Below are 14,690 nucleotides of genomic sequence, written 5' to 3'. Positions count from 1 at the left end.
AAGAGCAATCCGTCATTTTTTTGTCACATTATGACGAGAGAAGCGTACCCACATTTTCACCCCGTAGGGCGCGGGTGAGCTGGCCGGGTTCCTCGGCGGCAAAGATCTGGGCGGTCAGCCCTTTGTGTTTTTGGATCAGGGCGAACATTTCCTCCACTTTGGCTTTCATCCCACCGGTGACGTCGGTGCTGGCTGAGCCTTGGATGCCACCCCGCATCGCTTCGTAATCTGCGAGTCGAATCTGTTTCACCAGCCTTGTCCTCGCCGGGAAGTCCTCCCATACGCCTGCTTCCAGCCCTGCCAAAAGAATTCGGGATGCGGAAAATTCAGCGACAAGGAAGGCAAAGACGTCCTCGGTGGAAAGGATTGTCCCGCCCAGTGAATCGTCGAACGCGACATCTCCCTGCACCACAGGCAGGAGCCCGGCTTTCAAAGCGCGGCGGATCGTTTCGACGTTGTGGTGAATCACCTTGCGGCCATCGGAGATCATCGAAGCAGACGGCGGGAAGGGCAGGGCGGGAATCCCTGCTTCGAGCAGGGATTGCAGGACGTACCGATTCAGTTCCGCCGCCTGATAACGGACTTCGGCAAAACCCAGCCATTGTTCTTTTGTATGGACTCCGTTTCGGGTTCCGTGCTTTTTCGCGGCGACGTGGCCGAACGAGCCTGACCCATGCCCGAGGATCAGAGACAAGCCGGGAGCGGAGTCCTGAGCCGCTTTGATCTCCAGCGAGAGTTCCTTCAGTTTGTCCAATCTCGGGGTGTAATCTTTATCTTTATCGGTGATGAGCGATCCGCCCAGTTTGAGAAGAATGAGTTCGTTCGTCATGGTGCTTGTTTTACCACACTCTCGACTATAATTTAAACATGGATATTCGCGCGGGAGTCATCGTTCTTGCCTTGTTTGCGGTCGTTGGAGCGTTTCTTTCCTTTCGGGGGGCGATCCGCAGCATGCAAGCCGCGCGCAGGATCTCCTTCTATAGTTTGCGCAAACGGTACAACGCCGCGGCATGGAGACTTGTGATTTTCGCATTGATACTCATCGGGCTGGCGTTCTGGTTTCCGACCGGAGGGGAACAGGTCATTTATCGGGTTTTTCCGCCCACCGCCACGCCCACGTTGACTCCGACCATCACGCTTACGCCGACGATCACGCTATCGCCCACCATAACCCTTACACCAACGTTGACCGTCACGCCTCTGGTTTCCGATACGCCCACGGCGACCACCACGCCGTTTTTGCCCGTTGCCATCGAAGCGCTGTTCGCCGGACCCGTCACCCCAAACCCGGATGCGGTTTTCACGGCAATCCAATTTTCCACCGAGTTCGACGGCGTCAACCCTGTGAATCCGAAAACCGTGTTTGAACTTCCGATCCAGACGATATACGGCGGTTTCGATTACAACAACACCCTGCCCGGCGTGCAGTGGACCGCGCTCTGGTATCGCAACGGGGAAATTGTTTGTTATGAGACCGAACCCTGGCGGTTGGAATGGGGCACCGGCGGCATCGGCGGTTATACCGAATGTTCGAATCCCATTGGCGGCTGGCAGGCGGGGCAATACGAAGTACAGATCTTCATGGGTTATGAATGGAAGGTTGTAGGGCGCTTCGTTGTATTGGAGAGTCTGACGCCCCAGGTTACCCCTAGTGGGACTCCGGACCTGACGATCACCATTCCCCCGACTGGTACGCCCTGATCCAAAACCAGGGTTGAGAAAAAATAGCGTAGTCCTTCAATTGAGGAACTCATGACCACTCTCGCTTTTCAAGATTATTACCCCGAACATCTCGCCCATTGTTATGGATGCGGCAAATTGAACGATCTCGGTCACCAGATCAAAAGTTACTGGGATGGGGACGAATCCGTTTGCCATTTTCAACCAAAGCCATATCACACCGCCATTCCCGGTTATGTTTATGGCGGATTGCTTGCGTCATTGATCGACTGTCACGGCACGGGCACAGCCGCGGCAGCGGGTTATCGCGCCGAAAACCGCGCCATGGATACCGAGCCCCCGCTTCGTTACCTCACCGCATCTTTGCGTGTGGATTACCTCAAGCCCACGCCGATGGGACCGACTCTCGAAGTCCGCGCGCGGGTGAAGGAAGTAAAGGGACGAAAGGTGGTGGTCGAAGAATGGATTCAAGCGAACGGGGTTATCACAGTTAAAGGGGAAGTGGTCGCTGTGCAGGTGCCCGAGGAGATGGTCAAGGAATTATTGGAGAATGGCGTAGAATAAGAAACAGATAATTTATGAGTGGAAGACGTAAAAGGTTTAGATGATGAGCACTGATAAGAATTCGAATAATACTTTGGATCTGAGCGGCATTCCTTTATTCCGCTCCCTGCCGCAAAAGACCATCGCCCAAATCAGAAAGACATACAAAACATGGGATGCCCAAGCCGGTTCGCATGTGCTGGAGGAGGGGAATCTCGGCGACGAGTTTTACGTCATCTTGAAAGGGCGGGTCGAGATCGTGCGCGCATTGGGGACGCCCGAAGAATCGTTTTTGGGAATGCGCTATCCGGGCGAATTCATCGGTGAGGTGGGATTGTTGAACCAGGGCTCGCCGCGCACCGCAACGGCAAGAGTGGTGGAAGACGCCCGCCTGATGACCGTGAAGTATTCCGAATTCAATGAACTTCTCAAGGTCCACCCCGAGTTGGCGTATGAAATGGCAAGCGCGTTGGGAGCGCGGCTGACCGAATCTCTGAACGAGACCATCCAATACCTGCGGGGCAAAAACGAGGAATTGCAAAAAGCATACGACGATCTGCGCGCCGCCCAGGCTCAGATCATCGAAAAAGAAAAACTGGAACACAGCCTGCGGGTCGCGCGCACGATCCAGTATAGCATTTTGCCGACAAGGATTCCCCAGATGGAAGGCTACGACATCGGGGCGTTGATGATCCCCGCCCAGGCAGTGGGAGGCGATTTCTACGGGGTGTATCCGCTCGATGACGAGAACATGGCGTTGATCGTCGGTGATGTCTCGGATAAGGGCGTTCCATCCGCCATCTTCATGGCGCAATGTCACGCGCTGTTACGATCCTCAATCGGGAGGGATGTGAGCGTAAAGAATGTGGTCGAAAGGGTCAATAGTTTGTTATGTGAGATGAACGCCAGCGGGTTGTTCGTCACGGTCATCTACGGGATATTGAACAAACCTACAGGGGAGTTCCGATATACGCGCGCGGGGCATGAACTTCCCATGGTCCTCGATGCGCAAGGCAAAGCCTTTTTTCCCGAAATGGGCAAAAGCATGGTGCTTGGCCTTTTCGATCGGCCGATGCTCGAGGAACAAGTGGTAACGATTCCCCGGGGTGGTTTGCTGTTGTTGTATACCGACGGCGCCGCCGATGCCAGATACGAGGATGATTTGCCTTTCGGCTTGGATGGAGTCGTCCAAACCATGCAGCGCCTCGGGACTCAAATCCCCGCGCAGAAAATTTGCCAGGGAATCTTTGACTCCGCGGTGGAGTTCCAGCAGGGCGCGCCTCAATTCGATGACATCACCCTGCTGGCGGTGCGGAGAACGGGGTGAATCATGGACACCCCGCGATTCGAAGAAGCCTGGGCGTACGCCTTGCATCGACTGGAGAACGGGCTTTCACCGAAACTTTTATATCACAGCGTTTCTCATACGCGCGATGACGTCGTCCCCGGCGTATCGCGGCTGGCGGCGATGGAAGGAATTGATGGGACCGAATTATCATTGCTCATCACCGCGGCATGGTTTCATGATCTTGGTTTCGTCAAACAACCCCAATATCACGAATTGATCAGCGTCCGCATCGCGACGGAGGTTTTGCCGGATTATGGTTTCGCCTACGATCAGGTGGAAACCGTGAAATGGGCGATCCTGGCAACAGCCCTTCCACAAAAGCCGCAAAACCTGCTTGAAGCGATCCTCACCGACGCCGACCTCGATGTGCTCGGGCGCGAGGATTACAGGGCGGGCAACAGCAACCTGCGAAGAGAACTCGCTTTGTACGGCACGGAATATACCGACGCGGAATGGTACAGCCGTCAACTGGCTTTTCTCGAATCGCATACTTACTTCACCGCCTCGGCGCGCATGTTGAGGGAGGGCGGAGAGAAAAAGAACCGTCAGGATCTGATAACACTTCTCGAAAAATTTGTAAGTTGAATTGATCTCGCCATGCAACTCCGTGCCGTATCCATAGGGGAGGCTGTCCCGCGCGAAACCTTTCAGGCGCAAGTCCGATCCGTGTACGAATCAGCGGTTAATCTGCGGCTTGCGGATGAAGACCGGCTCCTCACGGTCTTTCTTTCGGATGAAAACGAATTACCGCAGGGGATTCGGATTTCAGAGGAGATTCCGCTTCGATCGCTACGGGTGGGTTTGGCTGTTTTTACAAAGGGCGGGATATTACGTTTCGACTCGTCCCCTCATTCCATTGACCTGCGCGGCGCCGCCGTGTGGAATTGTCCCATCCCTGAACTCTCGGCGGAAATGTCAACCGTTTTCGCCATGCGCTCATGGTCATCTGCGTGGGCTTTGCTCAACGAAGAACAACGCCGAAGAAGAACCGAGATCATCGCCGGGGAAATATTTCAATCGAACTCTGGGACTCCATTGAACCGGAAAATCGGTCCGCCCATCATGCGGCTACTCGATGCGGCTGTGCAATTCGACAACGAGGGGGCATTTCGCGCCGCGGAAGAAATGATCGGTCTCGGTCCCGGAGTCACTCCATCCGGCGACGACATTTTGTTAGGTTTCCTGGCAGGGTTGTGGAGCACGGCTGGCGAAGATCAAAAGAAATTATCTTTCATCCGATCGTTTGGCAATATGATCATGCGGCTCGCTGATCGAACAAGCGAGATCAGCCGCACCTATTTGCATCATGCGACCCGGGGGCAGTTTTCCAGCAGCCTATCGAATCTTGCGCAGGCGATTGCGGCAGGCGAAGATATAAAATCGACCGCGGAATCCGCCTTGCGAGTCGGTCATTCCTCCGGCACGGATTCGGTCACCGGCTTGCTGATCGGGTTGGGCGTTCAAAACGCTGGGATACGGGAACGTATTTTTGAGTCTGGAAATTCCCGGTAGATCACGAAAACTTTGCGTAATTTACGCTCTCCAGCGCAAATACAGCGTTGGATAACGCCAAATACGCGCTACAGGTACTCCCGCATCGGCTTGAAATAAAAATCCTCCCAGCCTTGTTTATAACTTTCTGACTGACCGACGGGGATGTTTGTGTGTACCAGCGTAAGTTTCGTCTTTCCATCCTGTTCTTCCAATAGGATTTCCACTTGAGAGTCCTCGGCGTCTTCGGGGAACTCACTCGTGCGCCACGATTGCAGGATGCGTTGGTTCTCGTCCAGTTCCAGGAACGTACCCCAGATGTAACCGTCCCAGGCGGTGAAATCGCCGCCTGCGCGCCCGTCTACTTTGGCGGGACTGCCCGTCATGAGCGTATGCCCCTGCGTGGATATCCAGGCTTTATAGATCGTTTCCGTGTTGGTATTGAATTCAGCAGTAAGGGTAAATTCGTTTTTCATGTTTTTCCTCGTCGCATCCCCTTGAAAGACTAAATCGCCCAATCGTTTTTCCTTGCATACATCTCTTTCGAGATCTCACCTGCAAGGCGGGCATTATTCAACAAAAGGGCAAGATTTGCTTTGAGCGACCTTCCCTCCGTCAATTCGTTGATGCGGGATAACAGGAAGGGAGTCAATTCCTGGCCATGGATGCCCTTCTCCATGGCTTCCTTCGAGGCTTTGGCGATGACCGGCTCCATCCCCGACTTTGGTATGGATTCTGTTTCAGGGACCGGGTTCGTCACGAGGACAGCGCTTCGGAGTCCCAAACTCCAATGCGCCTTTGCAAACTCAGCGACCTCTTTTGGTGAGTCAAGCCTTGCGCTGACTTTCAATCCGCTTTCGCGAGAGTAAAAGGCCGGGAATTCATCGGTCTGATAACCGACCACGGGAACGCCCATCGTTTCGAGATATTCCAAAGTGGCGGGCAGATCCAGTATCGCTTTTGCCCCGGCGCAGACGACGATCATCGGCGTTTCGGCTAATGCTTTCAAGTCCGTCGAAATATCGAAGGGGGATTCTTTGTGAACGCCGCCGATGCCGCCGGTGGCGAAGACCTTGATCCCGGCCATGTGCGCGGCGAGCATCGTCCCGGCGACGGTGGTGCCGCCGTCCATTTTTTTGACGATGGCTGTGGCGAAGTCGCGGTGACTGACTTTCGCGAAGCGTCCTGTGGGCAGCGAGGCATCACTTTCAGAAAGCCGGACCAGTTCCCCGTCCGAGAGACCGAGGCGGATCTTCCCGTCGAGCAAGGCAACCGTGGCGGGAATCGCCCCGACGCCGCGGACCTGTTTTTCCATATCCCGCGCGAGGTCAAGGTTTTGCGGATGGGGTAAACCGTGTGTGATGACGGTGGATTCAAGCGCGACAATGGGCGAACCCAATTTGAGCGCCCGCGCAATTTCGACGGAGAGTTGAACGTGTGGATGTTTCATGGTGATGGAGGTTTGACGTAATGGAAGACGTGGAAGTCGATATCGCCAAGGGCTTTGTTTATTTTGGCGATCTCGGCCTGTTTATCGATGGAGGAACGGTTTTCCTTTTCGATCAGTTCGCGCGCGGCGATCAGTTCCCTGCGGAAGGCTTTGAGGATGTCGTGAGCCGTGGACTGCGCATCGCGTTTGCTGGAAACGTTTTGCGAAAAACGCTGCTGGAACATGGGACTGTACGCGATCTCGGGATTCCCCTCGAGGATCTTCGCCAGTTCGAGGTAGTCCTTTTCGGAGAGTTTGCGGTTCGACCCCGAACCGCCGGAGCGGCTGTAACTGGCGATGATGACATTGTTGACGAGTTCCATCAATTCCTTCATTTCGTGCTGTTTCGCCGACCGTTCGACCCCGGCACGGCGCCTCGCGTTATCGCCCATCAACTTCCATGCGGCTTTCAATTCCTCGAGGATGATCTCGCTAGGCAATTGCCATGTGCCGATGTCGATCCAATGAACGGCGACGCCGAGTTTTGCGGCTTGGGCTTTGAATTCCTCGCTGAAGAAATGCGCGGTGATCTTGGAGCGCGAAAGGAATTCCGGCGCATGGGCCGCGCCCGGCTGGCTGGCAAGAGTTTGCTCGCTGGTCATTTCGATGCGGATTTGTTTGTTGGTGGCTTCGTTCAGGCTCAGTTCGTCCAGTTCCCTGCGGCTGATGCTGGCAAGGATCTCGCTCAGGTTGCGCGATGTGATCAGGTTTTCCAATTCTCCGGTGACGAGCGGCAGGACGGTGGTATCCCATGGAAAGGAAACGCCGGAGATTTTTGCAGGCGCAGGGGAGATGATGGTCTGGTCGTATACAAGGGAATAGACCGCGGTTTCGTCGTAGTGATACGGATCGTTTTCAGGCGCTGATTCCTTTGGTTTGCGCAGGATGCTGAACATGACCTTGACGTCCTGCGCCTCGATCGGGATGCCGTCCTTGGTGCGCGATTTAACGGATAGTCCGCGAACGAACTGGTCGCGCAGGTTGATGATGGCATATTCACGCTTGCCGACCTCGTCGTTTTTGCCGATCTCGCGGATGCGTTCGAAGCGCCCCAATTTCCACGCCTCCTGGCGCGGCTCGATGATCTCCGGGATTCCATCCACGCGCTCGAGCAAGGCGACGCTGTCGAGGTTGACTTGCACATATCCCGGTCCGCCGATGCGGATGATCGGTGAACCTTCGTCCTCTTCGGAGATCTTCCCTTCGTTGATGGTGATGAGTTCATGACCCTGTCCGAATGCCATATTCTCGATGAAATCGTAGGCGACAGTCTCATCTTCCAATTCGAATATGTCTGCGAGATAGGCGGCGGCTTTGGTCTTTGCCAGCGCATAGATCACGGCAAGCAGGGGCAGGTATTTGACGGCGCTCATCGCGGCGACAGCCATGCGTTGAAGGTTGTCTACGGAAAGGAAGATAAATGCCGCCAGCGTCAAACCGCTCAGGACGGCCCATGCTGCAAACCCGGCGTAGGTGCGGACCCGGTTGCGATACTCGACGCTCTCTTCGTTCAGGTCGAAGAGGCGCGGAATGACCTGGTCGCGTTGGAAACGGATGCGCTTCATGATCCGCCCTCTTCACGGTGCATGGAGGCGTCCAGTTTATTGACGAGCAGCCACTTCCAGATCTCATCCAATTTCTTGATCTCGGATTCCATCTGGTTGTTCGCGCGGCTTTCGATCAGGATGGTTTCCCGCACTGGCTCGATCAGGTTCTGAAGGGTGGAAAAGATATCCTCCGGCGGGGAAATGGGATTGTCGAATTTCTGCGAGGCGAGCCGCGCAAAGTTCTTGACGGCTTCGCTGTGCGCGGCGGTCTCGATCAATTTTTCGTGTTCGTTCAACAGGTCTGCGTCGCGTTGGGCGACCTTCATCCATTCTGCGTTCCAGTTCTTGATCGTCTGTTCCTCGATGACGGGATCGAACAGGACGTTATGGATTCGAACGTCCATGATCTCGAGACCGCGCGCTTCGAGTTGTTCGTATTCGAGGCTGGGGATGGCTTCACCGGTCGTCTCGGGGAGACCCGTATCGTCCAATGCCACTACAAACGGGCGTTTCAACCGCCGGTTGAGCATCTCTTCGATGGTCTGCAAGCCGCTGATGCCGTCCGCTTTGAACAGGTCTTCCAGTTTGAACTTGCGGACATATTCCCGCCACAAGTTCACAACAAGATGGGCGGGGAGCCGATACCATTCCATTCGGCTGCGTCTGTTTTCCGCCGTGACAAGTTCGATCACTTCGCGCGTGACAGCGTTCAAGACAGCCTGCGCGTTATAGCCGTATTGCGAAACGACGCCGCTTTCCGACGCGACCTTTTCTTCAGGCCTTTTGATGCGGAATTTTATGCTGATGGTGGGGGAGATCTCGAACCCGTCACGGGTGAGGCCGGCAGTCTGCTGGCGGCGGGCTTGTAACTCGTTGTATTTTTTCGGGTCAGAGATCGGAACCGGGTTGAGGAATGGCTGGTCGCTCGCGAGCGGACCGATGAACTGCCATTGCGCACGCAGGTCCACGCCTTCTTCGCGGGTGATTCTTTCCTTTCCTCTTGTAAAGCGGATTCCAGGTCCTGCCGCGCCTATGATCTCCGTCTCAGTTTGCAGCACGACGGCGCTGGCGGTATCCAATACGATCACGCCGGGACCTTGTTTTTTCGTCTCGCCTGCGTGGGTGATCAACCGCCCGTTCTTGACGAAGAGGGTCGGACCGCGTTTGCCGTCGAAAGCGCTGACGCGTGCGTAGATCTCCTGCCGGTCTTTGGGGGTCTGGACGGGCAGGACGAATTGCGAGAAAAAGTAGACCAGTTTGTCGAGGATGAAATTCGTGGCGATGATGTCCACAAGAAGGATGAACCCGGCCACGCCGAGGACGGCAACATTGGTGTAGTCCACCCCCAGAAAAAAGAGGACGCCGTGAAAGACGACGACGGTCACGAAAAGGACACCGAAAGGCGTCTGCAAAAAAGAACCAATGCCATCGAACAGCCTTCGAACCATGATGGGAATGATTTTAAATCAAAAAACCGGATTTCGCGAAACCAGTTGGTAGAATTGCACCATGCCAATACTCGAATTCCACTGCCATACGAACGCGTCGAAAGATTCCCTGACGACCCCGGCCTATCTGATCCATGCGGCGCGGAGGAAGGGATTGGACCGGGTCGTGGTCACCGACCATAACTCGATTGCTGGGGCGAGGGCGGCTCAGTCTATGGACCCGGAGTTGATCATTATCGGTGAAGAGATCATGACAACCAAAGGGGAGATTCTCGCCGCATTTGTGACGGAGGAAATCCCCGCCGGGTTGACCCCGATGGAGACGATTCGGAGATTGAAGGAGCAAGGGGCGTTCATCAGCGTGTCGCATCCGTTCGATGCGTGGAGAAAGGGGGGATGGAAAGAAGCGGACCTTCTCGAGATCGTTCCGTTCGTGGATGCCATTGAAATCTTCAATTCGCGGTGCATGGACCCGGGCTTCAACCATAAAGCGAAGACGTTTGCTGAGAAATACAATCTCGCCGGAACGGTCGGCTCGGATGCGCATGGGATCATCGAGCTTGGGAAATCCGTCATGGTGCTGGACCCGTTCACGGGTCCGGATGGGATGCGAGAGGTCATCCGGCAGGCGAAGTTCAAAACGAAGTTATCCCCCTGGTGGGTGCACTTTATTTCGCGTTATGCTTCGAGTAAAAAGAAATTTGCTTAATCGATGACGATTCCGAGCACGGAGGTGAAACCGTGCAGGAAGAAACTGGTTCCCACGACCATGACAGTGTTCTTCGGGTCGCCGCTGACGATGGACCAGTGAATCCCATAGGCGACGATGGAGACACCGGCGATGACGAGCAATAGGCCGTAGAGAATCATCCTGCATTGCGCGACGGGCTGGGCGCTGTCTTTGAAGGTCAGGATGCCGAACGCCACGCCCATGAATCCCAAAGCGGTCTTCCATGCGACCCAGGCGAATGTTTCGTTCGACGAGATGCAGGAGAGGATGAGTAAAACCCCCGCGAGGAAGTTGATCAGTGCCAGCAGGATCGAAACGATTTTCATGCGCGTCTCCTTGTGATGTTTTCAGGATACAGGGACGCGGCTGGCAAAGACTATTGAGAGTCTGTCAAAGGCTGTAAATGTTTATCTGGCTTTGAATCCCCTTTTGCGCCCTTCGTTCAATGCCTGGTGCCGGACGGCGTAAAACTCGGAATAACCGCATGCGCCGCACACATGTGCCGTGAATTGACTTTGTTCGTTTTTCGGCATCCAAACGAAGGGACGATTGGGCGGCTCGGGCTCGCTGATGCTGATGTAAGGGGGGATGCTGTCACTGCCTTGCAGGAGCGCTTCCTTGATGATCTCATTCGAGCCGCATTTGGGACAGGTTCCGGTTTTCATGTTTGACTCCTTTTGGAAAATCCTATCCCTTCGTGCAAGTTTCCCCAATCACCCAATGGGTTCAATTTAAAAACTTTCATCCCGAATTGACATCCTCCCCTTCTTCTGCTACACTAGAATTTGTCAGACAAATTTAGTCTAGTCATCAGGCAACTATCCAACCACCCGACGAACGGACCAAACGACTAAACCGCATGACAACCCTCCTCGTCAAAAACGCGCACATCGTCACCATGGACAATAACCAACGGGAAATTCCCGAGGGCGGCATTTTCATCCGCGACGGCTTCATCGAGCAGGTCGGATCAACGAGCGAACTCCCCGCCACCGCCGACGAAGTGCTCGACCTCAAAGGGCACGTCGTCCTGCCCGGCTTGGTCAACACGCATCATCACTTCTACCAAACCCTCACGCGCGCTGTCCCTGCCGCACAGGATGCAAATCTCTTCAACTGGCTCAAGACTCTCTATCCCATTTGGGCGCGTTTGCAACCCGACGATATTTTTGTTTCGACTCAGACTGCGCTTGCGGAACTCGCCCTCTCGGGCTGTACCACCGCCTCGGACCATCTCTATCTCTACCCGAACGGCTCAAAACTTGATAATGAGATTGCCGCCGCCCTCGAACTTGGATTACGCCTTCACGCTTCCCGCGGCTCGATGTCGCTCGGCGAATCCAAAGGCGGACTTCCCCCCGACAGCGTGGTGGACACCGAAGAGAACATCCTCAAAGACTCGCAACGCCTCATAGAAAAATATCACGATGCCAAACCCGGCTCGATGACTCAAATTGTGCTTGCGCCATGTTCGCCGTTTAGCGTCACTTCTGACCTGATGAAACAATCCGCCAAACTCGCGCGACAACACGGTGTGCATCTGCATACTCATCTCGCTGAGACCGAAGACGAAGAACAGTTCTGTATGAAAATGTTCGGTCATCGTCCTGTCGGCTACATGCAGGAAGTGGACTGGGTCGGTAACGACGTCTGGTTTGCGCACGCGGTTTGGGTCAACGATGAAGAGATACAAGTCTTCGCCAAACATAACTGCGGCGTGGCGCACTGTCCCACCTCGAACATGCGTCTCGCTTCCGGCATTGCGCCGGTCAAGGAATATCGCAAGGCAGGCGTGAATGTCGGCTTGGGCGTGGACGGCTCCGCTTCCAACGACGGCTCGCATCTCCTTGCAGAAGTGCGAAATGCCATGCTCGTCTCCCGTGTCAAAGAAGGACTGACGGGCTATTCCCTGTCTAATGATCCCAACCGAAAATTGATGACAGCTAGAGAAGCCTTGTATCTTGGCACTCGCGGCGGCGCAGCCGTACTCGGAAGAAACGATATCGGAAGTTTGGAAGCTGGCAAATGTGCCGACTTCTTCGCCATCAAATTGAACAAACTCGGGTACGCCGGAATGCACGACCCGGTTTCTGCAATTGTCTTTGGTCAATCCTTCAATGTCGATTTCACCTTCGTGGGCGGCAAAGCCGTCGTCAGGGAAGGTCAACTTGTGACCTTGGATCAGGGCAAATTGATCGAGAAACATAACAAAGCCGCCAAACGATTGCTGGCTGGATGATGGGTATTTTGATCCCCTTATTGTTTTGGCTGTCCATCCCGCTCTCGTTGATCTTATCGGTAATTGGCATATTGAAGGATAACTTCTGGTTTGTGTTGTTGGGAGCCGTTCTTTTTATTCCGGTAGCCTATTATATGAACGGCTCGCCGTCTTTGAACGGACTTGCCATTTTCCTTCCCCTTTTTCCGATTGCCTCTGCGGCGGCGCTGCGGGAGGGAAATAAAACCTGGGCATGGATATTGTTGTTGCCCGCGTTTTTGACCGTGATCTGGTTTGTGTTTGCGATCATGTCTTATCATCTATCCTGACGGAGTTTTTATGTCATCATCCACCAAATTGACCACCGCCCTCGTCGATGTTGCCATGGGGCGCGCTCATGCCGATCTCGTTGTCAAAAACGGGAAATGGGTGAGCGTGCAGTCCGGCGAGATCATCCCGAATATCGACATTGCCGTTGTACACGGGCATATCGCTTATGTAGGGCGCGATGCGGGTCACACCATCGGCAAAAAAACCAAGGTCATCGACGCAAAAGGCAAATATCTCGTCCCCGGTCTGCTCGATGGTCATATGCACGTCGAATCGGGCATGGTCACTGTGACAGAGTTCGTCCGCGCGGTGGCTGTGCGCGGTACCACTGGAATGTTCATCGACCCGCATGAGATCGCAAACGTCTTCGGTCTCAAAGGCGTCAAGTTGATGGTGGATGAAGCGCAGAAGCAGCCAATTCATGTCTGGGTGCAGATGCCATCCTGTGTTCCGTCCGCGCCGGGACTTGAGACCCCCGGTTCTTCCATCGGTCCCAAAGAGGTCGCAGTTGCGATGAAGTGGAAAGGCATCATCGGCTTGGGCGAAATGATGAACTTCCCCGGCGTCTTCATGAGCGACAAGAAGATGCTCGATGAAATGTCCGCGACCCACGCGGCGGGGAAAACCATCGGCGGGCACTACGCTTCGCCCGATCTCGGCCTGCCCTTCCATGGCTACGTCGCGGGCGGCGCGGAGGATGACCACGAAGGCACACGCATGGAAGACGCCATTGCGCGCGTCCGCCAGGGGATGAAGGCGATGCTTCGCTACGGTTCTGCATGGTTCGATGTCGCGGCGCAGGTCAAGGCTATCACCGAGAAGAAACTGGATTCACGACACTTCCTGCTTGTTACGGATGACTCACACGCCGCCACCCTGACCGAAGAGGGCCACATGGACCGGGTCCTTCGCCACGCTGTCAGTGAGGGATTGAATCCAATGACGGCGATCCAAATGATGACCATCAACACCGCCGAGCATTTCGGCCTGGGCAAAGAGATGGGTATGATCGCTCCCGGCAGGTGGGCCGATATTGTGCTTGTCGAAGATGTGATGAACTTCAAAGCCGATATGGTCATTGCGAAAGGTCAGGTCATTGCCGAGAACGGCGAATGGCAGGTCAAGCTGCCGGTGACGAAATATCCCAAAACGGTCACCAACTCGGTTCATCTCAAGCGAAAACTCACAGCGGCAGATTTTGTCCTTTGGACAAGAGCCGCTCACGGCACGGAGGTCGAGGCGCATGTCATCGGGGTGATCGAGAACCAGGCGCCGACCCGTCACCTGAAGATGAAAGTCAAAGCTGTGGATGGCGAAGTCAAAGCGGATTTGAGAAATGACCTTGCGAAGATCGCATTGGTGGAAAGACATCGCGGCACGGGCAAGGTTGTCGTGGGCCTGACCAGCGGTTTTGGTTTTACAAGAAAGTGTGCCATCGGTTCGACGGTTGCGCATGACAGCCATCACATGATCGTCGTCGGTACGGATGATGAAAGCATGGCGATCGCCGCAAATGAACTGGCAAAATGCGGCGGCGGGCAGATCGTGGTGTTGGACGGCAAGGTGATCGGGAGGGTTGAATTCCCCATCGTTGGCTTGATGTCAAACGAGCGCGCGGATATTGTCGCGAAAAAGGCCGCCAGCGTGCTCGATGGCTTCAAGATGTGCGGCAGTGAGTTGAACAACCCGAACATGCAATTAAGTTTGCTGGGATTGGTCGTCATCCCTGAGTTGAGAATTTCCGACAAAGGGCTTGTGGATGTTACCCGCTTCGATTTCGTGCCGGTGCTGGAAGATTGATGGCGATCCGCAGATTTCATATTTTGAGTTATGGATTTTTTTCTGCGAATATCTGCGCCACGTGCG

The 14,690-nt window shown here is 54.8% G+C and carries 16 protein-coding genes; 9 read left to right on the top strand and 7 right to left on the bottom strand.

Translation table 11 applies throughout. The annotated features are described in order from the left end of the window. Positions 1-28: 28 nt before the first annotated feature. Positions 29-829, bottom strand: a complete 801-nt coding sequence (locus tag HS100_01200) for an isopentenyl phosphate kinase family protein (GenBank protein MBE7432510.1) — start codon at positions 827-829, stop codon at positions 29-31. Positions 830-867: 38 nt separating this feature from the next. Here HS100_01200 and HS100_01195 point away from each other — a divergent pair, with 38 nt between their 5' ends. From HS100_01195 to HS100_01175, 5 genes are read left to right on the top strand one after another with little or no spacing between them, the layout of a single operon-like run. Further along, positions 868-1,701, top strand: coding sequence for a hypothetical protein (locus HS100_01195; protein MBE7432509.1), 834 nt, complete (start codon positions 868-870; stop codon positions 1,699-1,701). A gap of 51 nt (positions 1,702-1,752) precedes the next feature. Next, positions 1,753-2,244 (top strand): PaaI family thioesterase, encoded by a 492-nt coding sequence (locus HS100_01190; GenBank protein ID MBE7432508.1) that lies wholly within the window; start codon positions 1,753-1,755, stop codon positions 2,242-2,244. Between the two features lie 43 nt (positions 2,245-2,287). Beyond that, positions 2,288-3,550 (top strand): SpoIIE family protein phosphatase, encoded by a 1,263-nt coding sequence (locus HS100_01185; protein MBE7432507.1) that lies wholly within the window; start codon positions 2,288-2,290, stop codon positions 3,548-3,550. Between the two features lie 3 nt (positions 3,551-3,553). Further along, positions 3,554-4,156 (top strand): HD domain-containing protein, encoded by a 603-nt coding sequence (locus tag HS100_01180; protein ID MBE7432506.1) that lies wholly within the window; start codon positions 3,554-3,556, stop codon positions 4,154-4,156. 12 nt (positions 4,157-4,168) lie between these two features. Beyond that, positions 4,169-5,083, top strand: coding sequence for a DUF2877 domain-containing protein (locus HS100_01175; protein ID MBE7432505.1), 915 nt, complete (start codon positions 4,169-4,171; stop codon positions 5,081-5,083). Positions 5,084-5,151: 68 nt separating this feature from the next. Here the strand turns inward: HS100_01175 and HS100_01170 are convergent, their stop codons facing one another. The 4 genes from HS100_01170 to HS100_01155 are packed head-to-tail and all read right to left on the bottom strand — an operon-like array spanning position 5,152 to position 9,546. Beyond that, positions 5,152-5,538, bottom strand: coding sequence for an SRPBCC domain-containing protein (locus tag HS100_01170; GenBank protein MBE7432504.1), 387 nt, complete (start codon positions 5,536-5,538; stop codon positions 5,152-5,154). Between the two features lie 29 nt (positions 5,539-5,567). Further along, entirely contained in the window at positions 5,568-6,512 is a 945-nt protein-coding gene (locus HS100_01165) for a pseudouridine-5'-phosphate glycosidase (protein MBE7432503.1), read from the bottom strand. Continuing rightward, positions 6,509-8,116, bottom strand: a complete 1,608-nt coding sequence (locus tag HS100_01160) for a hypothetical protein (GenBank protein MBE7432502.1) — start codon at positions 8,114-8,116, stop codon at positions 6,509-6,511. The genes HS100_01165 and HS100_01160 overlap by 4 nt, the downstream gene beginning before the upstream one ends. Continuing rightward, positions 8,113-9,546 carry a hypothetical protein gene (locus HS100_01155; protein ID MBE7432501.1) on the bottom strand — a complete coding sequence of 478 codons (1,434 nt, stop codon included), beginning with the start codon at positions 9,544-9,546 and terminating at the stop codon, positions 8,113-8,115. The genes HS100_01160 and HS100_01155 overlap by 4 nt, the downstream gene beginning before the upstream one ends. A gap of 61 nt (positions 9,547-9,607) precedes the next feature. Here HS100_01155 and HS100_01150 point away from each other — a divergent pair, with 61 nt between their 5' ends. Continuing rightward, on the top strand, positions 9,608-10,255 hold the full coding sequence (locus HS100_01150) for a PHP domain-containing protein (GenBank protein ID MBE7432500.1): 648 nt from the start codon (positions 9,608-9,610) through the stop codon (positions 10,253-10,255). On the opposite strand, the gene HS100_01145 is transcribed toward HS100_01150, so the two are convergent. After that, positions 10,252-10,602 (bottom strand): hypothetical protein, encoded by a 351-nt coding sequence (locus HS100_01145; GenBank protein MBE7432499.1) that lies wholly within the window; start codon positions 10,600-10,602, stop codon positions 10,252-10,254. The genes HS100_01150 and HS100_01145 overlap by 4 nt on opposite strands. 81 nt (positions 10,603-10,683) lie before the next feature. Further along, entirely contained in the window at positions 10,684-10,941 is a 258-nt protein-coding gene (locus HS100_01140) for a hypothetical protein (GenBank protein ID MBE7432498.1), read from the bottom strand. Between the two features lie 194 nt (positions 10,942-11,135). Here HS100_01140 and HS100_01135 point away from each other — a divergent pair, with 194 nt between their 5' ends. The 3 genes from HS100_01135 to ade are packed head-to-tail and all read left to right on the top strand — an operon-like array spanning position 11,136 to position 14,624. Continuing rightward, a complete protein-coding gene (locus HS100_01135) occupies positions 11,136-12,515 on the top strand; it encodes an 8-oxoguanine deaminase (protein MBE7432497.1) in 1,380 nt (459 codons plus the stop codon). Further along, a complete protein-coding gene (locus HS100_01130; protein ID MBE7432496.1) occupies positions 12,515-12,823 on the top strand; it encodes a hypothetical protein in 309 nt (102 codons plus the stop codon). The genes HS100_01135 and HS100_01130 overlap by 1 nt, the downstream gene beginning before the upstream one ends. Before the next feature lie 10 nt (positions 12,824-12,833). Beyond that, the gene (gene ade / locus HS100_01125; protein MBE7432495.1) at positions 12,834-14,624 is read left to right on the top strand and encodes an adenine deaminase; all 1,791 of its coding nucleotides are present in this window, start codon (positions 12,834-12,836) and stop codon (positions 14,622-14,624) included. The last annotated feature ends 66 nt before the right edge of the window (positions 14,625-14,690 follow it).

The sequence above is a fragment of the Anaerolineales bacterium genome (assembly GCA_015075725.1).
Taxonomy (GTDB): domain Bacteria; phylum Chloroflexota; class Anaerolineae; order Anaerolineales; family Villigracilaceae; genus Villigracilis.
This window is presented reverse-complemented; position numbering and strand designations above follow the sequence as displayed.